The sequence below is a fragment of the Solibacillus sp. FSL K6-1126 genome (genome assembly GCF_038003445.1).
Lineage (GTDB): Bacteria > Bacillota > Bacilli > Bacillales_A > Planococcaceae > Solibacillus > Solibacillus silvestris.
The window spans coordinates 487385-511216 of the sequence record NZ_JBBOPD010000001.1 but is presented as its reverse complement, the minus strand read 5'-3'; the positions used below and the strand labels follow the sequence as shown (position 1 = coordinate 511216).

The window sequence follows — 23832 nt, the reverse complement described above, 5'->3', positions numbered from 1 at the left end:
GATTCTCTCCTTTTCCTTATCGTGTTAGATTTTGTGCTACTTCATAAATTAAATCTTCTTGACCACCGACTGCTTTCATTTGTCCAATTCTCATTAAAAGATCCCGCTCATCGACACCGAACTGTTTTGCAGCTTTTTGTGCATGTAACAGGAAGCTTGAATAAACACCTGCATACCCTAAGGTTAAACTGCTACTAGTTATTTCTTGCGGTTGTTGCATGAGCGGTGCAATTACATCATTTGCTAAATCCATTAATTTATACAAATCAATACCAGTCTCATAACCTAGTCGTTCTAAAACCGCTACTATCACTTCTGTTTGCGTATTACCTGCACCAGCACCTAATGCACGCAAACTTCCATCAACATAAGTCGCTCCTGCTTCTACCGCTGCAACTGTATTCGCCATTGCCATCGATAAATTATTATGGGCATGAAAACCAATATCACACTGTAAATTTTGCTTAAGCGCCTCTATTTTAACCTTTACATCATTTGGTAACATTGCTCCCGCAGAATCCGTTACATATACAATTTCTGCTCCATAGCTTTCAAATAACTTTGCTTGCTCTACAACTTTTTCAATACTTGCCATATGGCTCATCATTAAAAAACCGGCAGTTTTCAATCCAAGGTTCCGAGCTAGTTCAATATGTTGTGCCGCCACATCTGCTTCGGTTACATGAGTTGCTACTCGAACCATTTTTGCCCCTAATTTTGAGGCGTTTTCCAAATCTTTCTTTGTACCGATTCCTGGAATTAATAACACAGCAACTTCCGATGTCGTACATTCTGATACAGCAACTTCAATAAGCTTCAGTTCATCTGTTTTAGATAAACCGTACTGTAATGAAGAACCCCCTAGTCCGTCTCCATGAGAAACCTCAAAGTAGCGAACACCCGCTGCATTTAAACCTTTTGCTGCAGCCCGGACTTGTTCTTCTGTAAATGTATGACGTACCGAATGGCTTCCGTCTCGTAAAGATACATCTAATATATTTAAGGTCATAAAGTGACCTCCTTTTCACGTTGTAGGTGACGTGCCATTTCATTGCCAACTTGTACCGCAGCTGCCGTCATAATGTCCAAGTTACCAGCGTATGCAGGCAAATAGTCCGCCGCACCATTTACTTCAACAAATACAGATACTTTTTTGCCTTCAAAAATTGGTAATGCTTTTAATGTATATCCAGGTACATAAGACTGTACTTCCTTTACCATCTCAAGAATCGATTTTTGAATTGCTTCTTCTTGACCTTCTTTCTCTACTAACACGTGAATTGCATCACGCATAATAATCGGTGGTTCTGCAGGGTTTAATATGATAATGGCTTTTCCTTTTTTGGCACCGCCAACTACTTCGATTGCTTTAGATGTTGTACTTGTGAATTCATCAATATTTGCTCTTGTACCAGGACCTGCAGAAAGACTTGCAATCGTTGCGACAATTTCCGCATAATCTACCGGCACAATACGGCTGATAGCATGAATTATCGGAATAGTGGCCTGTCCGCCGCACGTAACCATATTCACATTTGATTTTTCAATATGTTCTTTTAAATTTACTGGCGGAACAGTAAAAGGCCCAATTGCAGCTGGCGTTAAATCAATTACTTTCTTACCTTCAGCCATTAATAAATCACTATTATGTTTATGCGCATATGCACTTGTTGCATCATATACAATATCAACTAAATCAAGGCGTTCCATTAAGCCTTCAATTCCATTTGAAATTATTTCATAACCAAGGTTTTTCGCGCGTTTTAGCCCATCAGAACCTGGATCGATTCCTACCATAACACTCATTTCCAAAAATGGACTACGCTCAACCTTATACATCAAATCTGTCCCGATATTTCCAGATCCCAGAATTCCTACTTTGAGTTTTTTCATTTTTTCACCACTTCCTTCGAAATGATAGCGTTTACTTTTCCAAGTACACCGAAATCAGCCTCGAATTCATCGCCTGCTTCAAAGGGAACAGCTTTAGATAAAGCTCCTGACAAAACAAACATGCCTGGCTTAACAGAAATGTCATATGCACTCAGTTCATTTGCTAGCCACACAACTGCATTGAGCGGATTTCCTAATACAGCTGCACTTGTAGCCTCATCTAAAAACTCACCATTTTTCTTAACAATCATTGATATATTTGCAAGATCCTCTATATCTTCAAGCAACGTATGTTTTTTTCCTAAAATTGCACCTGCCGATGAGCCATTGTCTGCTACTGTATCTTCAAATTTTATTTTCCAATCCACAATACGACTATCGATTACTTCTATCGCTGGTACAACATAAGCAGTTGCATCAATTACATCCTGCACCGTCACATCTGGTCCTTTTAATTCGCTATTAAAAATAAAAGCAATTTCAAACTCTACTTTTGGTTGGATAAATGATTCAGTGGACAAACCTTCGAGCTCATCGTATAGCATCGTATCTAAAATAAAACCGTAATCTGGTGTATAGACATTTAACATTTCTTGCATTGCTTTACTTGTTAAACCAATTTTCAGTCCTTCTATTTTCGCCCCGGCTTCGACCTTTTGACGGATTTGCAATAATTGTACTGAATACGCATCAGCAACCGTAATATCTCCATAAGTTTCAGTTAATGGTGCAATTGGCTGTTTTGTTTGTTCAGCCTCCAGCAAAGCTTTAGCAACTGTTTGAATATTCATAGACTACTCCCCTTTTATGACTCTACTGTTTCCAATTCCGTTAATTTACGATACTTACCACCAAAGAACAGCAAAGGATTTTTTTCTTCAAGATGCAAATCTACTACTTTTCCAATGAATAATGTATGATCCCCTTCAACGTGCTCCGATACAACTTCACATGTGAGTTGAGCTATAGCTCCTTTTAATACCGGTTGCCCAGCTAATGTTTCAAATTCGACAGCTTCCCCCGGTCTGCCAGCAAAATGGCGTGAATAATGCTCTTGGTCTTCCGCTAAAATATTTACCGTATATTTTTGAGATTGAGAAACTTTCTCTAAAAATTTCGCTTTCTCACCAATTGAAATTAAGACAAGCTTTGGATTCAATGAAACTGACATGAAACCGTTCGCGGTCATTCCATGAATTTCTCCCTCATTTTCTGTTAAAAGAACTGTTACCCCCGTCGCAAAATTTCCCATTGCATTTCTAAATAAACGATCATCCATCTCCATTCCTCCATCTTTTTTTGAATTAATTTAATCATAAAGGAGTCAAATAAAAATTATCATTGTGTTTTTTATTGAAAATTCTGATAAAAACAATAAAAATTGTATGTCACCGAAATTGTGATATTTATTGACATTTTTTATTTAAAATCCAGATTTATCAGTATTTTGCGAGTGAATAAACCAAGGAAATTTCTTCCTGTTTTTTTCTAATTAATGTTTTATAATTTCTCGAAAGTACATATAAGCATTATTTTTTCATCTTGTAAAACTATTTTTTTTCACATAGAATTCTCTTCATGAAAGGTTTGGATTCGAATTTTTCTATTGGGCTCATTAGAGGTGCCTGAAAATTTTCAAGAAGGTACAAGCATTTAAAGCATTTTGTAAACGCTGTCAATTGTCTGGTGTATTAAGTGGAAAGATGAAAATGACCTCACTTTTTTAAATTTAATAGTTCAATATGAGGGTGAATGGAGGTGGGAAGTTATCCTAGCAGTTTATCGAAATTACTGGTGTTTTGTCTGTTAACAAGTTGATGGGAAATAAGACAATACAAGGGGGATTTATACATGCGTTGGGTTGTATTAGGATTTTTGTTCTTACTCTCTGTTTTAAACTATACGGATAAATCTGTTTTAGGATTAGCTGCAGAACCAATTATGTCCGAGTTAAATTTAACTTACGACCAGTTTGGTTTAGTCGGAAGCAGCTTCTTCGCTGCATATGCTATTGGAAGTATTGTTTTAGGTACATTAACGTATCGCTTCAACTCAAAATATCTATTAATGATGATTGCTGTTGGATGGACTATTTCATTAGCAAGTGCTTATTTCGTAGAAACATTAACACAACTAATAATTTTGCGTGTTGTTCTAGGTTTCTTTGAAGGTAGTACGCTTAGTATGTGCCTCGTCCATCTTGCACGTTGGTTTAATAGTTCACAACGAGGGCTCGCTACTGCTATTATGACTTCCGGTACAACGGTAGGTACGTATTTAGCTGCACCATTGTTAGTTATGGGTATCACGAACTATGGTTGGCAACATACATTCGCTTTGTTAGGTGTAGCAAGCTTCATCTGGGCAATCTTCTTCTTCTTTATGAGAGACGAACCAGAGCAACCACTAGTTGAAGACGTTAAATCTTTAGCTTCAAACAAAGAGGTACCATTTAAGCATATTTTAAAAGTATTCGTTAACCCTTATGTATTATCAATTTTAGTTGTAGGTTTCGTATCAATGTGGATTACTACTTGGGTACTTACATGGGCACCTACTTACCTAACTCAGATTGTTGGTCTTAAGCCGCAAGATATGAGTCTAATATTTGCTGGGATGGGTATTGCAGGAACAGTATTCGCAATTTGCGCAGGTAAATTTACAGATTCTTTATTCAAGAAAAATAAAAGTCTTATTAAATCTTATGACCGTGTACTAGTTACCGTATTACTTGTTGGAGCCGTTTCCTACGCAATGACAACAATTGTATCTTCTCCTGTCTTAGCATGTGTATTCTTAGGCGTAGGTTTAATAATGAATACAAGCTTACTGCCATTAAATGCTGCAATTAAGACATTAATCATTCCGAAAAATTTAGTAGGGTCTATAACTGGTATTTCTCTGTCTATCTCAAGTATGGCTGGTATTATCGGACCATGGATTACTGGTTACTTAATTACAATTGCAGGTGACGATGTCCGCTCTGGCTTCAATGCAGGAGTAATCGTTATCGTCAGTTTATATGTTGCAACTGCAATCGTATTACTAGTTACTCGCAAATTAAAAATTACAGCTACTGAAAAGGAAAATGAAAGCAGAGTTGCTGAGGATCAAGCAAAATTGGAAGTCGCTATCGACCAATAAGGTAGCTTAGGCTTTTTCGATGAAAAAAAGACTGTAAATAAACTCAAAATCGAGTTTTATTTACAGTCTTTTTTATATGAGCAGTTACCAACTAAATGATTTTTTTTATCGTCCAAATTCTTCAAAATTCAAGGTATCTGAAAGTATTAAAGCCTGAATGACTAATAATGTATACGCTGCAGTAGAAGCATTTTTCAGGGAAATTTGTAGTTGATCCTCGATTTGCTTTATACGATATTGAATACCACCAATTGATAATGCCAATTCATCCATCGTTTCCTTTAAGCGTTGGCTATTTAATAAATAAACGTAAAGTGTATGCAGTAATTCTTTTTTGCGGGGATCTTCAAAATTATATAACTCTTTCAAGGTCTTTTTCGCCATTTCATGTAACTGCTCAATGCTCATATGTTTTACAATATCGCCAAGCATCCCTAAATGTTCGTATGTCGTTAGTAGCTTTTGGTTAGGGAATCGTTGTGCTGTACGTGCTTCTTGCAAAGAGCTTTCGAAATCTTTAAAGTTACTAAATGTTCTACTAAGTCCTATTGAGTATTTATACTCACTATTTTGTTTTTCCATTTTATTAAATATTTTTGTAATTTTCTTTTCCCAGCCTTGCTTATCACTACTTAGCGAATTAAGGATCGCAATATCTTCCCCAAGTACTGCAAAGATACAAGGCAAGTCCCACTCTTTAGCCATCATTGACAGCTGCGTTAGTTGATCATGAATGTCAATAATTTCATTGTTTCTCTTTTTCTTTTTTACACTTATTATACCTGTAGAAAATGGTGGCTGAAATTTAAAGGGTAAGAATTTATAGTAAGATTCAATATCCTTAATATTACGATTATGAATTAAGCGTTCTAATAGCGAACTACGCATACGTTGCTGTTCTTCAAACTGCGCCTCCTCGTATAAAATGCATAACGCTACAACCGTGGAAATACGTTCTAAAAATAGATGGTCATTCTCCTCTATATGAATTTCATCAAAGTAAAATAGTGAACAAGTTGCATAGTTTTTTTTATTAATCAGAACAGGTGCTGTCAGCTTCCAATATTGATTACCCTTATACTGTGAAATATTGTGTTTACTATTGAACTCCGATAATTTCACCTTATCATTTTTTATTAATAATTGCTGTTCTTCACTAAAACCCATTTTACATAATGGATTACCATGAATATCTTCAATTAAAATTGGAATATTCAATAAGTCGTAAGCGGTTTCTACAATTTCATGCAATGAATGTTTTTCAGTTACTTTTTGCGTGAGTTGACCATGAAATATTGATATTTTTTCAAGCATCTGTTTGTGATGTAAAAGTGAATCATATGTCATTTCAAGCTCTGATAAAATATTATCATTTTGATAAAGGTGAATCAGTTCTTCTTCCTCTTCCATCCAGTCACGTTCCAGACGAACTTTAAACTCACAGCATGGATCCCCCTTTGCCACACACTTATATTCAATAGCAATAATTGATTCACCAAATTCATAGGTCAAGGCACCACTCGCAAAACCGCATAACATATGACAAACACATTCATTTGTCAAACCATAATTTTTAAGATGAAGTGCTGCTTCGAATGATTCTACCCATTGTCCCCAAGTATCGTTACATTCAATTGTACCATCAGGATGAGATATAATTTCCCCCATGAAAATAACATCTTTAACGTGACCTAAGCGCGAATGTCTTTTACCGACAAGATCTTTTGAACCTTTATTTTGAAGAGTATTTTTTGCAGATTCCATCCCAAATTCTTTGCCAAAACGGAATAAAAAGCCTTTCGTTTTATGGGAACCGATATTATTAACCAAATTGTTTTTTAATGTGTGGAAGGCATTTGCCGACATTAAAATATCTTTTGTTTTACTTGAATCGAATGCAATTTCACTCATTAAAGTCACATCCCCTTTGATTTTCTATTCCCCATAATACAAAAATAAAAATGATTTTTCAATAAATTTTAAAGATTACAACTATTCATTCAATAAAAATCACTATAACTTTTAAAATTATTAACAGGTATACTCAAAGCAGAAAATAACAATTTATCAGTACAAGGGGGTAAAACGATGACAATTTTTGAAGGATTTCATAATAGTTACGTATTAGCAAATGGTGTACGTACGCATTATTCTTGGGCCGGAACAGAAGGACCAGCTGTGATTTTACTACATGGAGCAGGACCAGGAGCTTGCGGCGCAGCAGGATGGCGTTTTATGCTTCCAGCTCTGGCTAAAGCAGGGTTCCGCGCGTATGCAATCGATCAATTATCAATGGGCTTTACAGATGTACGCCCTCATGCATGGCCGGTTAATGGACATCAAAGTTTGGTAGATCATGTACATGATTTTATTGAAGCTTTATGTCTAGATGAAGTATCGCTTGTCGGTAACTCACAAGGGGCTTACGTTGCAGCCAAATATGCAATTGATCACCCTGAAAAGGTAAATAAAGTTGTTTATATCGGCAGTAATACAATTTATCAGGCGATGCAAGAAGTACCTGAAAGAAAGCTCCGTTCGTTCTTAGAAGTAATAGGTTACGATTATACCGAAGAATCGTTACGCAAATTTATGTATCGCAATTCCAATGAAGATACAGTCATCCCAGAAGAATTAATTCAACTGCGTCATCAAGCAGCAACCCGCCCTGGCGTAAAAGAGTCCAATCAAGTATTTGATGCTTACTTGGCAAGAATGAATGAAGAGCCAAAACTTTGGGATCGCTATTGTATAAAAGATACGCTACCAAAATTAAAAGTCCCTGGCTTATTTATCTGGGGTAACCAAGATGCTGTTGCACCAGTTGAAACAGGTTATAAACTTGAAAAACTGTTACCTAACATTAAATTTGAATATATTGAAAACTGTGGTCACCAGGCGCAAACTGACCAGCCGGAAATCGTTAACAAACTTGTGATTGACTTTTTAGCAGTCGAAAAGGGTCAAAAGGTTACAGCACAATAAATTATCTTTGAAAGGAATGGTTAAATGGTTACAGTAGTGGAAAATAAAGATCTTTATGAAGAAATAATGCAAAAAGCAAAGCGTATCGGTGAAGCAGCAGAGCTAGAAGCCATTGAAGCCGATCACAATTCAACAATTTCTCCACGCATTGCGGATATTATCCGGGAAGAGGAAATTCACCGTTTAATTTTACCTAAAGAGTTTGGTTATCCACAACTTGATTGGCGCACATTCGTTGATCTGGTAAGTACAGTTGGTTACCATAACCTTTCAGCTGCATGGTTAACATACTTTTTCTCAGCCCATAACGCTTGGGTATGCTACTACCCAAAACACATTCGTGATGAAGTCATTAATCAGGGAGGTTTTGTAGCCGACGTATTTGCCCCAATAGGTAAAGTAGAAAAGGCGGAAGGCGGTTATCTTGTTTCCGGTAAGTATAATTTTGTAAGCGGTATCAACTATTGTGATTGGGTTGGCGTGGGCGCAATGATGAAATTTGATGACAGCGAAAAACCTGAACGTGTAGGGATTTTACTAAAAGTGTCTGACTTGGAAGTTGTAAAAACGTGGGATTCCCTTGGTCTTCGTGGATCTGGCAGCAATACACTAATCGTCGATAACATTTTTATAAAACCTGATGCCATTTTACGCTTCAGCAAAATTATTGAAAACAGCCATCCACCATATGAAGATTTCGACCAGGATTATTTATACTACAATACGCCATTCTACCCTGGCTTCTATGTAGGTTTTGCAGCAATGGCAGTTGGTGGTGCGGAGCGTGTACTTGATGAATTTGAAAAACACACAGCAGGTCGCGTACGATTCTCAGGCGTTAACGAGAAAGAGTCCCCTACCAGCCAACGTGTGCTTTCAGAGCTGAAGCTTGAATTGCTTTCTGCTAAAACGCTATTAAATGAATATATCAATATGATGCAAACGGATAAAGGTGGTTCCTACGAAGGGGCTAAATATAAAGCAATCCGTGCAAAAGTTATCGATAAATGTACACAGATCGGTGTAAAGTCATTACTTACATTAGGGGGTCATGCGCTATTAAAAGGTCATCCGGTAGAACTATTTTCTCGTGACTTAATAGCAATTGCAACCCACATTACTTCTTTATATGAAGATGGAATTTTAGGTTACGGTAGACATTTATTCGGTGTTAATACAAACATTCAAGGTTAATAGTAGAATTTGAAAAGATTCAGATGATCTTTTATAAAAACAAATATCTTATGAGGTGAATATAAATGGAAAAATTTCTTTACGCACCGGAAATCGCAAAATTAGGGCACGTTGCTTTAGTGTCAGAAAACCTTGAAAAATCTTTATGGTTCTTCCGTGACACAATTGGCTTGGAAGAAACAGAAGTTGTAGATGGTGTACACTATTTACGGGCTTGGGGTGATTTCGAACATCATACATTATCCATTAAAGCTGGTGAGACATCTTATATCGATCATATCGGCTGGCGTACAAAACGACGCGAGGATGTAGCAACATTTGCCCAGTTATTAGAAGCTGCAGGTACTGAAGTACGCTGGACAAAAGCCGGTGAAGAAGTAGCACAAGGTGAAGCAATCCGCTTTGAATTACCAAGTGGTCACCGTTTTGAACTATACTATGATATGGAAAAGACGCCTGCGGACGAATCACGAAAATCCGTACTTAAAAACCAAACGTATAAATCTTGGGCAAAAGGTGTTTCTCCACGTCGAATCGATCACGTGAATTTGCAAACTTCTCACGACAATGCTGAAATTGTGCAATATTTAAAAGAAGCATTAGGCTTTAATTTGCGCGAATATTTCGTCAATCCAGACGATGTGCAAGTTGCAAGCTGGTTATCGGTAACAAACTTAGTACATGATGTTGCAGTTATGTCTACCCCACGATCAAAAGAGCCAAATGAAATGCACCATATTGCTTACTGGTTAGACAATGCTCAAGACTTGCTGCGTGCTGCCGATATTTTATGCGAAGCTGACGTACAATTTGTAGGTCCTGGTAAACATGGAATTTCTCAAGCAATGTATATTTACGTAAAAGATCCAGGAAGCGGGTTACGCCTTGAAATCTTTACAAACGGCTACTTAATCTTCGAACCAGACTGGGAGCCAGTAAAATGGACATATGAAGAATATCTTAAAAACGGTTCAGCATACTGGGGAGACCGCCGTCGCGATGATGTTGACCGGGACGCACAAGTAAAAGAATTAGCGAAATCATAATAACAACACCACCAGTATTCATAATGATGAAAGCTGGTGGTTTCTTAATAATAATTATAGCTATGTATACTGCTATAGGAAGGGGTGTTACTGTTGAAGGCAATGCTAAAGGTGTTAATTTTATCTTTAATTGGCGGTTATATTTTTAGTTTGTTGCACATCCCTATTCCATGGATGCTCGGTCCCATAGTTATCGTCATGTTAGCACAATTCATTTATAAAGGACCGCTCAAATGGTCTGGTCAAATGCGGGATGCAGGTGTCGTCATTGTAGGAACTGTGATCGGTATACAATTTAACACTAATCTATTCGGCATGATAGGTTCTATTATATTTTATATGTTACTATTAAATGTTATTTTAATAGGCGGCTCAATCGGTATTGCTTATTTAACAAGCAGATGGGCAAAAATTCCAATGAAAGCTGCGATTCTGGGAGCTATCCCGGGAGGTTTAGGTCAGATTGTTATATTTGCTGAAGAAGAAAAGGTTGAGGAAATCGGCATTATATCTTATTTTCAAGTAATCAGGCTATTACTAGTCGTTGTATTTGTACCATTTATTGTCGCTGGGCAGGTTATAAGTAAACCTCCCGCAGATGCTAAGCTGACAATCAGTTTAATATTGTTAATTGTCCTGGCATGGGCATGTTCCCATTTAATGAAACGCATTCATTTACCCGTTGCATTTTTCATTACACCAATCATTTTATTAATTACACTGCAACTCACAACACCACTTGTAATGCCACAAGTACCAGGAATCGTTATGGATGTTGCTCAGCTTCTCATTGGTGCACATATTGGTTTAATGCTCAAGCCACATATGATAAAGCTACCAGTACGTGTACTTGTAGGTGGCATTTTCAGCGCATTGGCACTAATTGCGCTAACATTCGGATCAAGTTTCTTAATGTCCTTGGCATTGGATACAACATTTTCCACAAGTTTCTTAAGCACAGCTCCGGGCGGTTTAGATCAAATGGTGTTATTAGCTGATGCTGTTAATGCGGAAGTCTCGCTTGTTTCAATGTTTCAAACCTTTAGACTACTCTTCATATTTTTATTAATCATGCCTTTAATGAAAATATTTTACCGGTGGCGAGAGAAAAAAGAAATTGCTTACAATCAAGAAAACGGTGTCGTAAAGTATTGATATATAATAGAAGAAACTATACCTATTTTATTGGAACACTGACAAACGAACCCTTCACATTGATGTAGAATTTGGGTGTACAGGAAAAAATCAACCCTTTCCTGCACATCCAAATCATAGCTTTATACAAATCATTTAAATTTGGCGAGCTGCCTGGAAAATCGGAAAAGTCAATGAAAACAATATTGACACTCCCCCTCTATTGAAAACTTCTATTTCTGCTCTGTTCTTCATTAAAATTTTTATGCTGAATCTTTCTCTACCAATTCTTCACTTCTTCATTCTCCGCTTTTATTGATTTCCCGTTCATTGATCGGCTGAACAGGACGGTGATTATCCGGGAAAATTTGCTGGAATGCTTCTATTTGTGCTTTTGACATTTCAATCGGCTGCTCAAAAACAATCCATTGTACTTCTTCTGTACAAGGAGGTGTCGTTAATGAGCCGGCATATTGGAAAGTCGTTTCATTCTCTGGCAGTAAAGCCTGTAAGTCAATGATATGCTTTTCGGAATTACCTTTTGCCGTTTTATCTGTCGGTAATTCATTCCACATTGATGTAAACAGTTTATTTTCATTTCCTTCTTGAATCATCACCCCAATAACAGCCAGCTTTCCATCCTTGTCACTATGTACTAAATGCAGTTCCATATCATAGTTTTGCCCATTAAACTGGTGCTCGCTTGGTGTATGAAAATGAAATTGTGAAAGCTTGTACTCATTTTCTTCAATAATAATGTGGTTGCTTTCTGTTGTGGCATTGGCCTGTATCGTATGACCGTTATTTTCGAGTGTGTACGGTGTTGGTTCATAGTGAATCTCATTCCCTTTTAAATTTCCATCTGCTTTCACTTCGGGAAATTCAACATTAATCGGCGATTGTTCACTTCCATTCACACATGCTAAATTACTGGGATGGAGTTCTCCCCAGTGTTCAGGTCCAGTCGATTCCTCATAGGACCAGTCACTCTGATCAGCAGTTGTTGTAATTACTTCTTTCTCTTCACTTTTTTGTTCCGCGCATGCGGCAAGCATCAAACTTAAGAACATCGCTAAAAATAAGTATCCATGTTTCTTCATCTTCTGTAACCCCTCTTATCTCTAGAATAATAAAATTATTCCATATATAATTTTATTATCCAAATAAATATACTGAAATATCAAAATTCGGTTAATATAACCTAATCCTTTATCCATATATAGAATCATAATTTACACTTCTTTTAGTCATTTATACTTCATTTAGCATTCGCTCTTTCGGCTTATTTAAAACATTGATTGCTATTCGTTTTACAAAAAAAAAGCAAGCTCAGTATGCTAAGCTCGCCCTTTTCACTCTCAAAACACCCAAACACTATGTATAACCTTACGTATATTGTGCACTTATTTTTACTTCCAATTCGTTTACCTGTACTTGTGCCAGATGGGCAATCCAAATCACACCACATAAAACGACCGCACCCAGCACTCCCTTACTCTTCTTCCAATTAACCATTCCTATCACTCTCCACTAAAACTAAAGCAACTCCCTTAATTCTTCCGTCATTTCCTCCACTAATTCCGGTCTTCCATGAAACTGTGCAGGGGTATTTTGAAATAGCTCAACTTGCCAACCGTTGTCTTTTTTCACAGCGACTAGTGTTTGATGGGCATTTACTGCAGGTTCAATATCTGATTTTCCAGGAGGAATCATTCCTGCAATAGCATATAAAATTGCTGCATCAGTTCCCAGCGAACGTATCTCTTTTACTTTCGTTATAAAAGGAGCGGTTGGATGGTTTTCGAAAATAGTAAAAAGATGCGAAAAAATTTCTTCTTTGCCTATCAGTTTACTTCCATCAAATCCAATTTGGACTCCATGTTCTGCAAATGGATCAGACATCCCTTGAGCATCACGTCTATTCCAGGCATCAATGAGTTTGTTGTATAGGTTTTGAACTTCAGTATTCATATTTATTTCCCCCTTTGATTATCTTTACTGACAAAGCTATACATTTAAAACCATTCGCACTGTTTTTAATATATGTCCCTCAAAATCATCATCGAACTCTTTCAAAACCTGAAAGCCTTTTGCATCATAAAAGCTTTTGCCGATTTCATTGTCCCTTTCGACGTTTATATAAATTTCCTCTACGCCTTCCAGTTCATTAATTCCTTTTTGCAATAAAGCCGAGCCAATCCCTTTTCCCTGATATTCTGGATAAAGGTAGATCGCCCCGAGTTCCGTTTTCCCATCATCATTAACAGGAGAGAAATTCGCGAACCCTACAACATTACTGTCAATTTCAGCTACAAAAAGAAAAGAACGTTCCAATCGTTGTTTCATCCTGTCGTTATTGTAGGCAACTTTCAGGAATTTTTCTTGGATCTCAAAAGGAATGATTCCTTCATATGTAGCATTCCAAGATTTTTTTGCCACATCCTGAACTTGAGGTATGTCTTCAACATGCATTGTCCGAATTATTACCATTTCAAATATCCCCTTTAATACTGATTCATTATTTCAATTTTATACTAACATGAATTTCCAAATAGCCAAGACGTCTAATTTACTCGACAGTTTAAATTTATTGGCCCATTTCTAAGCAGTAATCGCCACTTGGACTGACTTACTCGTCACTTTCCTTTTCATATTCGTCATTTCACTTAACATAATCGTCAAATCCAGCAAGGTATTCGCCAATTTGAAATATATTAGCCGTATTTATTTTTTATTAGCCACTATTACCTTTATATTCGTCAATCCGGCCGAATCACCTGGCTGCTGCTTACAATATAAAAAAAGCGAAAGGTCTGCATAACCCTTCCGCTTCATGAAGTTATTCAAACGGCCAGCTTGGCAGCATCCGGCGTAATTTCTTATCCGCGCGTTTGCCAAGCACATAATCTGCCTGCATCATTGTATGGATTTCACGTGTCCCTTCATAAATGACCGGTGCTTTGGAATTGCGTAAATAACGGGCTACCGGGTACTCATCGGAATAACCGTACGCCCCGTGGATTTGAACTGCATCATCCGCAGCTTTATTCGCAAAGTCGCACGCCTGCCATTTGGCGAGAGATGTTTCCCTAGTGTTGCGGACGCCTTTATTTTTCAGCTCACCTGCACGATAAACGAGCAGGCGACTCATTTCATAGCCGGCTTCCATTTTTGCGAGCATTTGACCGACTAGCTGATGCTCACCAATCGGCTTCCCGAAAGTTTCGCGTTCTTTGCAGTACTTGACGCTCGCTTCGATACACGCTTGTATTAAGCCAACCGCGCCTGCAGCAACAGTAAAACGGCCATTATCCAGTGCGGACATCGCAATTTTAAACCCTTCGCCTTCTTCACCGAGCAAATTTTCTGCCGGTACTTTGACGTCCTCAAAAAACAGTTCACCTGTATTGCCTGCACGAATACCGTATTTGCCCTTGATCGCCTTTGAGCTAAACCCTGCCCATTCACGTTCAACGATAAATGCGGAAATTCCGTGATGCGCTTTTTCCTTATCTGTATACGCAAAAACAAGGAAATGATCCGCAATATCACATAAGGAAATCCATGTCTTTTGACCGTTTAAAATATAATGGTCCCCATTGCGCTTCGCAAATGAACTCATCGCCGCAACATCCGAGCCTGCTCCAGGTTCTGTCAGACCGAATGCGCCGATTTTCTCTCCCTTTGCCTGGGGGACCAAATATTTTTCCTTCTGTTCTTCTGTTCCCCATTGCATGAGCGTCATACTATTTAAGCCAGTATGCACGGAAACGGCTGTACGAAATGCCGTATCTCCGCGCTCCAGCTCCTCACAGACAATTGCAAGCGAATTATAGTCCATTCCTGCTCCTCCGTACTTCTCCGGTACACAAACTCCCATTAAGCCCAGTTCGGCGAGACGCTTCCATATTTTCGGGTCAAAACCACCGCCCGCATCCCATTCCGCAATATAAGGGATAATCTCTGCATCAACGAATTGCCTTACAGTTTTTCGTAAAAGCGTCTGTTCTTCTGTGAACTCGAAATTCATCGCTTCACCCCTACCACTTTACAATCATCGATGAACGGTGTGATGTTTCTTTAATGTCAACACCACGGCTTGCCATTTCCTGAATAAACTCACGACCTGGTACAACAGTTTCCGGTGCAAATACACCGCGCTCTCCAATCAGTCCTTTGCCGATCATTTGGGCCACGATTGAAATCGTATTTGCTGTCGCACGGGCCATCGCTGTCACATTTTGCTCTGTATCTTTTCGTACAACCATTTCATATTCATACGTAATTTGCTCTTCTGACTTTTCACCTGAAATAATTGCACGTAAAAGTACGGCATCGACATTATTGCCGATATCCAGTTTTTTCTCCAAAACTTCTCTTGTTACTTCTCGGACATTTACTTCACGACCGCCAGCTTCAACGGTATTGTTTTTATCAAGGAAACCTAAGTCAGCAAGCAGTTTGAACTGCTCGGCATGCCCTTTATAGCGGATTGTCTTGTATTCGAGTGTCTTCACATGAGGGAATGTTTTATATAACGTTGAAATTCCGCCTGATGTGTAGAATGCCTCCAATACTCCAAACTCGTCAAAGTAGATCGGCTCCAGTCCAGTTAAAGATTCAACCTCAGCAAGCATACCCTTTTGAATCATTTTCGAAGGCTCTGTATAGTGATCGAATACTCCATCCAGCGAGAACACACGAATATAATGTAATGGAGGCTGTGGTGTTGTTGGAATTCCACCTACATAAAGTTTGATCGACTCTACCGAATCAATCTTTGTCGCCCCATAACCTGTCAAAATATTAATCATTCCCGGTGCTACACCTAGATCCGGAATAATCGTGACACCTTTATCGACTGCCTGACCGTGCATTTCGAAAATAGATTCTGTAATCCCGCCAATGTGGCCTCCTAAGTCTACTGAATGTACCCCTGCATCAATTGCCGCTTTTGCCACACGTTCATTAAACTTATAGAACAGCGCATTCACTACTACATCGCCGTGGCTGATGACATCACGCAATGCTTTGTCATCTTCTGCATCAAGCTGTACAACTTCCACCTTATCTGTATTTAATGAATTAACGAATTCCTTTGCAGGAGCTGTTGAAACATCGGCTAAAAAGATCTTCTTCACATCTTCACTACGGACTAAATCGCGTGCTACTTCTTTCCCCATCAATCCTGCACCTAACACTACTACTTTCATGTAAACATCCCCTTTTTTATTAAGTCAATTACGCATCAGCGTGATTGCGTCCACATATTTTTTGAGATGCGATGATTCGAGTAGATGAATCATCAAGCGTTATTATCGATTTGGGCACGTTGCAACTTGCCGCTGTAGTCTACATAAATACTCTTCCATTCCGTATACACATCAAGCGCTGCCTGCCCTGAATCGCGGTGGCCATTTCCTGTACCCTTTGTACCGCCAAACGGCAAGTGAATTTCCGCACCTGTTGTACCAGCATTTACATAAACAATTCCTGTATCAAGCAACTGCTGTGCTTTGAAGATTTTGTTGATATCTTGTGAGAAAATTGAGCTTGATAAGCCAAACTTCACACCGTTATTTACTTCAATCGCCTCTTCCAAACTGCTAACTTCAATAATACTAATAACAGGACCGAAAATTTCCTCCTGTGCAAGAATACTAGTTGCCTCCACATCGGTAAAAATTGTCGGGGCATAGTAATAGCCTTTTGACAATTCGCCTTCTGATAAAATTTCTCCGCCAATCAGCAAGTTTGCGCCTTGCTGCTTACCGATCTGTACATAATGATTAATTTTTTCCAGTGCGGCCTTATTAATGACTGGCCCTACTTTAACTGAAGGGTCCAATCCATCTCCGATAGTCAGCTGCTTCGTTGCTCCCACAAGACGATTTTCCAACTCCTGTTTTACATTTTTATGCACGATTACACGGCTGCATGCTGTACAACGCTGCCCAGCCGTACCAAAAGCACTCCATAAAATACCTTCAAGCGCTAAATCCAAATTAGCATCATCCATTACAATGACCGCATTTTTCCCGCCCATTTCAAGCGAAACTTTCTTCAGATGTTTTCCGCCAAGCTCGGCTACTTTGCTTCCTGTCGTTGTTGACCCTGTAAAGGAAATCACACGGATGTCCGGATGCTCGACGATTGCTGTTCCCACCGTAGGACCGGAACCGAATACAACGTTGACGACACCAGGCGGTAAGCCGACCTCTTCAAATATTTTGGCAAGCTCGTAAGCCATGAAAGGTGTTTCGTTAGAAGGCTTCCATATAACCGTATTACCGGCAACGAGTGCAGGGAAAGACTTCCATGTTGCAATTGCAATCGGGAAATTCCACGGCGTAATAAGTCCAGCCACTCCAATCGGTGCGCGTACACTCATCGCAAACTTATTCGGCAATTCCGACGGGACCGTTTCTCCAAATAAACGCCTTCCCTCCGCTGCCATATAAAGTGCCATGTCGATTCCTTCTTGTACTTCCCCGCGTGCTTCTTCAATGACCTTGCCCATTTCCTTCGTTAATATTTGCGCAAGATGTTCTTTCTTTTCTTTCAGTTTAAATGCAATTTCATATAAATAATCCGCACGCTTTGGCGCAGGGACAAGTGCCCATTGTTTTTGGGCCTCCTTCGCCTTTTGTGCAGCAAGTTCGACTTGGAATTTTGTCGAAAGTGGTATCGTTCCTAACTGTTCACCATTTGCAGGATTGATCACAGGCATCGTTTGCAATGAATTGTCTTCTATCCATTCTCCACCAATAAAATTTAACAGCTTCATTTCTCCACCTCACAAATTCTCATTTACCTTTTTATTATTCGACATTCTCTACTTTATTCCCTTTTTCTCTCAAAAAGAATAACGAACGAATATTATTCATTGCCAAATATTATTTTCTCCGTTTTGAAACTTTTGGAATCTTCAAGCGTATCTATTATTGTAAATATTAAATTGAATTGTAAGGGGACATAAAAATGAAAAATCATGAAATCGACTACGTTTTACACGGCGATGATATGCAGTTTGTAGAAGTGGAGCTTGACCCGCAGGAGACGGTTGTAGCAGAAGCCGGAAGTTTAATGATGATGGAAGATCAAATCCAGATGGAAACAGTATTTGGTGATGGCTCTGCAAATCAGGGCTCCGGATTAATGGGGAAATTACTTGGCGCAGGAAAACGTTTAATTACAGGTGAAAGCTTATTCATGACAACGTTCACTAACAACGGCATGGGCAAGCGTAAAGTGTATTTTGCTTCTCCGTATCCAGGTAAAATCATTCCTATGAATTTAAGTGAATTGGACGGCAAAATCATCTGTCAAAAAGACGCATTTTTAGCTGCGGCAAAAGGTGTATCTGTTGGCGTAGAATTCCAGAAAAAATTAGGTACAGGATTCTTCGGTGGTGAAGGGTTTATTATGCAAAAGCTTGAAGGAGACGGTATGGCTTTTGTGCATGCAGGCGGTACAATTTATGAACGTAAACTTCAGCCAGGCGAAACATTGCGCATTGATACAGGCTGTCTAGTTGCGATGACACAAGATGTAAACTACAATATCGAAATGGTAAGCGGCATTAAAACGGCTTTATTCGGTGGAGAAGGTTTATTCTTTGCAACGCTTTCCGGTCCTGGTACAGTTTGGGTACAATCATTGCCATTCAGCCGTCTGGCAAGCCGTGTGTTTGCTGCAGCACCGATTTCTCAAGGCGGTGGCGGTAAAGATGCAGGTGAAGGCGGCATCGGCGGATTATTTGATCTGTTCAATAAATAAAGGCAAAAAGGAGCTGTCCCGCGCATATTATTGCGAGACAGCTCCTTTACTTGTTATACAGCTAAAACGATGATTAATATAAGTGCCAGCACAATTCGGTAAATCGCGAATGGCGTTAATTTCACTTTTGAAATCAGCTTCAGGAAGAATTTAATCGAAATAAGTGCAAATACAAATGCGCTTACAAAACCTACTACATAAAACCAAAAGTGATCGGCGTTAATTTGATCCCAGTTCTTAACAAGTGACAATCCGCTTGCCCCCGCCATAATTGGCACGGCCATAATGAACGTAAAGTCCGCAGCTGTTTTATGATCCAATCCAAGCAGTACTCCGCCTGAAATCGTTGAGCCTGAACGTGAAAACCCTGGCCAAAGCGATAGACATTGGATAAGCCCTATTTTCAATGCTTTACTGTACGAAATATCATCCAATGACGTAATTACCGGTTTTCTAGGACCAAACTTATCGGCAATAATCATAAAGATCGCTCCGATAATTAATCCTATAATTACGGTTTTGATACTGAATAAATTTTCATCGATAAAATCTTCAAACAGCACTCCAAAAATACCTGCTGGAATAATACCGACAATTACATGTCCTAAATTAAAACGCGTCTTTTTCTGACCTTCTATTTTATATAATCCAACTAAACTTAGTAATCGTTTCCACATAACGAAAACGACTGCCAATATCGATCCAAGCTGAATTACAATTTTAAATGTATTTGCCGAACCTGATCCTAAAAATTCCTTCGTCTGCAACCACATATCATCAACAATAATCATATGTCCTGTTGAGGAAACTGGCGCAAATTCGGTCATCCCTTCGACAAACCCTAAAATTAAAGCTTTTAATAGCTCAATCCATTCCATTTTCTGTTCCCCTTTTTGCTTTCTTATTCGCTAAATTTTACATCTATTACCCATAATTCGGAGCGACTGCCAATACGTGTCGGAGGCCCCCAAAAACCAAAGCCGCTCGAAACAAGCGCATGTAACTGCTCTTTTTTGAGAAGGCCGTAATCCAACTCAAAAGTTCTTTCTGTTATGAGGTGGTTTGGCCACATTTGACCGCGGTGCGTATGTCCCGAAACATGGAAATCCGCTCCTAAACGAGCCGGCTCATCCAAATCCAGCGGCGTATGGTTCATAACAAACCAAGGTAAGTTTTCCTTTTCGGGCTGCATCTCATTTAAGGCTAAACGGTTTTTGTTCGTCACATCTTCCCGCCCTGTTAAATAAAAACGATTCGCCACTAAAATTGTTTCATCCATTAAAATTTTAACGTTTGCTTCTGCCATTTCCTTTTTAAATTCCGGTATTTCATTACCGTAATATTCATGGTTACCCAGTACTCCGTATACACCATATGTCGCCTTTAAATTTTTCATCACTTCGCCCATGTCTTTTTCGACAAAGCGCTTTGGACTATCATCGACAATATCACCCGGAAGAAGCACTAAATCAGGATTTTGTTCATTTGAAAGCGCAACAAATTTCTCCAAATGTCCTTTCCCTGACAACAAACCGAGGTGGAAATCCGATGCCATCACGATACGCATATCATCTCCAGGTTTATCGATGTTGATTGTCGCATTTCGAACTACCGGTGAATAAGCAAAATATGTACCTGCAATCAATAAAACAACGAGTAAACCAACAACCCCTGTACCGACCATTTTCGTTGTAAGCGGTGTAAACTTGATGAGTAAGTTGGCGATGATACAAAGGAAGAGCCCGTACTGCAAAAAGAACATCCAATAGCTGCCGAGCACCGAAAAGGGCGTGAACAGTAGATGGAGCTTTCCTATAAAATAACCGTATGATACGAGAAACAGCACTGCCCAATAAATAATCGGCCAGCGAAATTGCTGAATCGACAACAGCCATGCCCTAAAATTCCAGCCAAGATAAAAAGTGAGACCACTGTATATCGCTAATGCTACTATGCCTAAAAGTAAACGCATCGGAATGTTGCTCCTAACTTATTTTTTATCTACAATGTGCTATTTTACTATATTTTGGGCTTATGGCGTTAGTCAATAATATTATCATCTTTTAAAATGTCAAAGACGATCAGTTGCGGTTTTCTAATAAATTCGGCTTTTTTCTAATATGGCATTCGCTTGTTCTAATAAAACTGGGGTTTTCTAATAGTCTCGCCGGATTTTCTAAAATGTGCATGAACTTTTCAAATAACAGATCCGAACTTTCAAATATCCGATCCACTTTTTCTAATAAAAACTTTTTTCTTCCAATATATCCCCACGCGCACCACCAAAATAAAAAACTACAGCAAGGCACACACCCCTCGCTGCAGTTTTCATTCCTTATTTATCTGTTGGAATACTAACCGTCACTTTAAACAGATCCCCATCAACTGCGATGTCCAATTGCCCGTCATGCAAATCAACAATTGACTGTGCAATGGCTAGCCCCAGCCCTGAACCTTCTGTATGACGTGATGTATCGGCACGTTTGAAACGCTCGATTAATTGGGACGCTTCCTCGTTCAGCTCGTATTTCGCAACATTTTTCACAGTCAATTCGGCATTCCCCTCATACGACTTCAAGTTGACGTAAACACGTGTGCCTTCCAACGAATATTTACGTGCGTTAATAATTAAGTTATCAATGACACGCCACCATTTTTGCCCGTCCACACGAGCATAAATCGGCTGTTCTGCGATATTGATACGTAAATCCAAATTGGCTGCTGCAAAGTCTTCTCCATGCTCACCGACCGCCTGCTGCAACAGTTGTGCTAAGTCGATGCGCTGTTTCGTAATTTCTACATTGCCGCTTGCCATTTTCGATACTTCAAATAAATCTTCAATTAATGTTTTTAAACGATTCGATTTCGCATCTAAAATGTCGATATATTTTTTTCGCTCTTCCTCTGTGATTGCTGGATTTTTCAGTAAATCCGTATACGTAATAATTGATGTGAGCGGTGTACGCAAATCATGGCTGACATTCGTAATGAGCTCTGTTTTCATCTGCTCACTTTTTGCCTGTTCATTCATACTGTTACGGACACCTTCACGAAGCCCATTTAAATTTTCGGCGTGTCTTGCTAAAGGAGATTTCCCTTTCACCTTTAAATCTTTTGTGAGACGGCCATGTGCCATGTTTTCAGTATGCTGCATAATACGGTTCAGGTAGCCCATACGACGCATGAACATATAGAGTGCCGGAATAAAGAACACTACAAATAAAAACATATAGAACAGGAAAACACCGAAACTGCCTGCTGTCATAACAACGGCAAATCCAAAGCCTCCAAGGAAAACAACAAGAAGCAATATTAGTGACTGCATCCCGATTGAACGATTTTCAAACATTGAGATGGCACCATCTACAAACTTCGCCGTAAATGTCTCCGGCCAGATTTTCTCCACATCACGCTGCTCTTTTAAACTTACCCATATTGAAACAACCATAAAGACGATTGCAACAATAAGTGCAAAACTGATAACGCCTGTCACGATAAAATCCGTAAGGAAACCCGAACGATTATCCGTATAGTGATAAATTAGCGTCTGTATGGATCTTGTAAAAGAACCATTAAATAAAAATGCAAAGTATGTTGCAATAAGAGTTGCTACGATTCGAATATCAATAGGGAAACGTTCAAATAGTTCACGTAGCTGGAACTGACGATTGAACTGTTCAAGCGTCGGTTTTAAAGAAGTCATCAATAAAACGAAACTGATAATTCCCCCAAGAATAATGCCGTAATACACATATTTCGTAATGATAAACGCACTTTTTTCATTGCTTATATGAGTGTTTGCGATCCAACTAGCCGGCACTGTTACAACACCCGAAATATCCGATAAATCCTGCTCAAGTGTATAGCTTTCTTGTAGAATACCAAGGTTATCATGCTCATAAAAATCAAGTGGATATATACCAGTAAGGTTTCCCCCTACGTTTTTAAATGTTTTTTTAAAGACATTCTTTTCACTAATATCGCCATTACGGTAAACTTCTCCGGTTTTTTCATCTTTAAATTCATAAGCAAAGTAATCGTATTTGCTCAAAACTTCTTTCTTTTCTCTTTCAATTTCTTTTAGCTTCTGCTGAATCGCTTTTTTCTTAATTACTAGTATTTTTTCTTTTACATACTCATCATCTTCAAAGTTTTTCTTAATGTCGGCAATTTTGGCATCACGTTCTTGTTCAATTGCCTCGATTACTTCCTGATCTTGTGTTGAATTTATTTCGCTTGAATACTGCTCTTTAATATTTTGAATTTGCTCAGCAAGGGAGCCGTAATATGTACGGTAATCGTCCATTTCCTCATCCGATACTGTTAAAGCCCCTTTAAATTCCTCTTCCGTCGGCGTGTTAAAAACATATTGCGAGAACTCGTATACTAAGTTCTCTGCCTCGTTGTTATAGTTTTGCGATTCATAAAAAGTTTTTCCTAAATAACGACCGCCATTAGTAAAAATTAAACTGACTGCAGTTGCTACTACAAATATAAGAAAAAGCTGGAGGTATAATTTATTGTTTTTCATTTTTTCTTCCTCCTCACTTAATTATAAAAAATATAGAAATTGCTTTACTAAAGGTACAAAACGCCCTGTCAAATAGTCGATAAAATATGTCCCGAGAAAATAAAAACCGAATACCGCGCCGAGTGC

The 23832-nt window shown here is 38.8% G+C and carries 21 protein-coding genes; 6 read left to right on the top strand and 15 right to left on the bottom strand.

Features of this window, described 5'->3' with window-relative positions; translation table 11 throughout:
* Positions 1-16: 16 nt before the first annotated feature.
* The 4 genes from dmpG to MHH44_RS02455 are packed head-to-tail and all read right to left on the bottom strand — an operon-like array spanning position 17 to position 3172.
* On the bottom strand, positions 17-1009 hold the full coding sequence (gene dmpG, locus MHH44_RS02470) for a 4-hydroxy-2-oxovalerate aldolase (RefSeq protein WP_340797701.1): 993 nt from the start codon (positions 1007-1009) through the stop codon (positions 17-19).
* A complete protein-coding gene (locus MHH44_RS02465) occupies positions 1006-1893 on the bottom strand; it encodes an acetaldehyde dehydrogenase (acetylating) (protein ID WP_340797700.1) in 888 nt (295 codons plus the stop codon). The genes dmpG and MHH44_RS02465 overlap by 4 nt, the downstream gene beginning before the upstream one ends.
* Positions 1890-2684 (bottom strand): 2-keto-4-pentenoate hydratase, encoded by a 795-nt coding sequence (locus MHH44_RS02460; protein WP_340797699.1) that lies wholly within the window; start codon positions 2682-2684, stop codon positions 1890-1892. The genes MHH44_RS02465 and MHH44_RS02460 overlap by 4 nt, the downstream gene beginning before the upstream one ends.
* Positions 2685-2698: 14 nt before the next feature.
* Positions 2699-3172: a flavin reductase family protein gene (locus tag MHH44_RS02455; protein WP_340797698.1), complete on the bottom strand. Its 474-nt coding sequence runs from the start codon at positions 3170-3172 to the stop codon at positions 2699-2701.
* A 572-nt stretch (positions 3173-3744) separates the two neighbouring features.
* Between MHH44_RS02455 and MHH44_RS02450 the strand changes: the two genes are divergently transcribed.
* Complete coding sequence (locus MHH44_RS02450) at positions 3745-5037, top strand: MFS transporter (RefSeq protein ID WP_340797697.1); 1293 nt, start codon at positions 3745-3747, stop codon at positions 5035-5037.
* 105 nt (positions 5038-5142) lie between these two features.
* Here the strand turns inward: MHH44_RS02450 and MHH44_RS02445 are convergent, their stop codons facing one another.
* Positions 5143-6948 carry a V4R domain-containing protein gene (locus tag MHH44_RS02445; protein ID WP_340797696.1) on the bottom strand — a complete coding sequence of 602 codons (1806 nt, stop codon included), beginning with the start codon at positions 6946-6948 and terminating at the stop codon, positions 5143-5145.
* A 177-nt stretch (positions 6949-7125) separates the two neighbouring features.
* Here MHH44_RS02445 and MHH44_RS02440 point away from each other — a divergent pair, with 177 nt between their 5' ends.
* The 4 genes from MHH44_RS02440 (at position 7126) to MHH44_RS02425 (ending at position 11417) form a co-directional block, all read left to right on the top strand.
* Positions 7126-8022, top strand: coding sequence for an alpha/beta fold hydrolase (locus MHH44_RS02440; protein WP_340797694.1), 897 nt, complete (start codon positions 7126-7128; stop codon positions 8020-8022).
* Between the two features lie 24 nt (positions 8023-8046).
* On the top strand, positions 8047-9216 hold the full coding sequence (locus MHH44_RS02435) for an acyl-CoA dehydrogenase family protein (protein WP_340797693.1): 1170 nt from the start codon (positions 8047-8049) through the stop codon (positions 9214-9216).
* A 65-nt stretch (positions 9217-9281) separates the two neighbouring features.
* On the top strand, positions 9282-10262 hold the full coding sequence (locus MHH44_RS02430) for a VOC family protein (RefSeq protein ID WP_340797692.1): 981 nt from the start codon (positions 9282-9284) through the stop codon (positions 10260-10262).
* A gap of 102 nt (positions 10263-10364) precedes the next feature.
* Positions 10365-11417, top strand: a complete 1053-nt coding sequence (locus tag MHH44_RS02425; RefSeq protein WP_340799479.1) for an AbrB family transcriptional regulator — start codon at positions 10365-10367, stop codon at positions 11415-11417.
* Between the two features lie 278 nt (positions 11418-11695).
* Here the strand turns inward: MHH44_RS02425 and MHH44_RS02420 are convergent, their stop codons facing one another.
* The 7 genes from MHH44_RS02420 to MHH44_RS02390 form a co-directional block, all read right to left on the bottom strand.
* Positions 11696-12496, bottom strand: coding sequence for a carbonic anhydrase (locus MHH44_RS02420; RefSeq protein ID WP_340797691.1), 801 nt, complete (start codon positions 12494-12496; stop codon positions 11696-11698).
* Between the two features lie 286 nt (positions 12497-12782).
* Positions 12783-12911: a hypothetical protein gene (locus tag MHH44_RS02415; RefSeq protein WP_340797690.1), complete on the bottom strand. Its 129-nt coding sequence runs from the start codon at positions 12909-12911 to the stop codon at positions 12783-12785.
* A 21-nt stretch (positions 12912-12932) separates the two neighbouring features.
* Entirely contained in the window at positions 12933-13367 is a 435-nt protein-coding gene (locus MHH44_RS02410; RefSeq protein ID WP_065217469.1) for an SgcJ/EcaC family oxidoreductase, read from the bottom strand.
* Positions 13368-13403: 36 nt separating this feature from the next.
* Positions 13404-13886 (bottom strand): GNAT family N-acetyltransferase, encoded by a 483-nt coding sequence (locus MHH44_RS02405; RefSeq protein ID WP_340797689.1) that lies wholly within the window; start codon positions 13884-13886, stop codon positions 13404-13406.
* A 349-nt stretch (positions 13887-14235) separates the two neighbouring features.
* On the bottom strand, positions 14236-15426 hold the full coding sequence (locus MHH44_RS02400; protein WP_340797688.1) for an acyl-CoA dehydrogenase family protein: 1191 nt from the start codon (positions 15424-15426) through the stop codon (positions 14236-14238).
* A 10-nt stretch (positions 15427-15436) separates the two neighbouring features.
* Complete coding sequence (locus MHH44_RS02395; protein ID WP_340797687.1) at positions 15437-16609, bottom strand: saccharopine dehydrogenase family protein; 1173 nt, start codon at positions 16607-16609, stop codon at positions 15437-15439.
* A 92-nt stretch (positions 16610-16701) separates the two neighbouring features.
* Positions 16702-18183 carry an aldehyde dehydrogenase family protein gene (locus tag MHH44_RS02390; protein ID WP_340797686.1) on the bottom strand — a complete coding sequence of 494 codons (1482 nt, stop codon included), beginning with the start codon at positions 18181-18183 and terminating at the stop codon, positions 16702-16704.
* A 194-nt stretch (positions 18184-18377) separates the two neighbouring features.
* On the opposite strand from MHH44_RS02390, the gene MHH44_RS02385 reads away from it, so the two are divergent.
* Positions 18378-19175, top strand: a complete 798-nt coding sequence (locus MHH44_RS02385) for a TIGR00266 family protein (protein WP_008406265.1) — start codon at positions 18378-18380, stop codon at positions 19173-19175.
* A gap of 53 nt (positions 19176-19228) precedes the next feature.
* Here MHH44_RS02385 and MHH44_RS02380 read toward each other — a convergent pair whose 3' ends face one another.
* From MHH44_RS02380 to MHH44_RS02370, 3 genes are all read right to left on the bottom strand, one after another.
* A complete protein-coding gene (locus MHH44_RS02380) occupies positions 19229-20053 on the bottom strand; it encodes an undecaprenyl-diphosphate phosphatase (RefSeq protein ID WP_340797685.1) in 825 nt (274 codons plus the stop codon).
* Between the two features lie 23 nt (positions 20054-20076).
* The gene (locus tag MHH44_RS02375) at positions 20077-21147 is read right to left on the bottom strand and encodes a metallophosphoesterase (protein ID WP_340797684.1); all 1071 of its coding nucleotides are present in this window, start codon (positions 21145-21147) and stop codon (positions 20077-20079) included.
* A 363-nt stretch (positions 21148-21510) separates the two neighbouring features.
* Positions 21511-23706 (bottom strand): sensor histidine kinase, encoded by a 2196-nt coding sequence (locus MHH44_RS02370; protein WP_340797683.1) that lies wholly within the window; start codon positions 23704-23706, stop codon positions 21511-21513.
* Between the last annotated feature and the right edge of the window lie 126 nt (positions 23707-23832).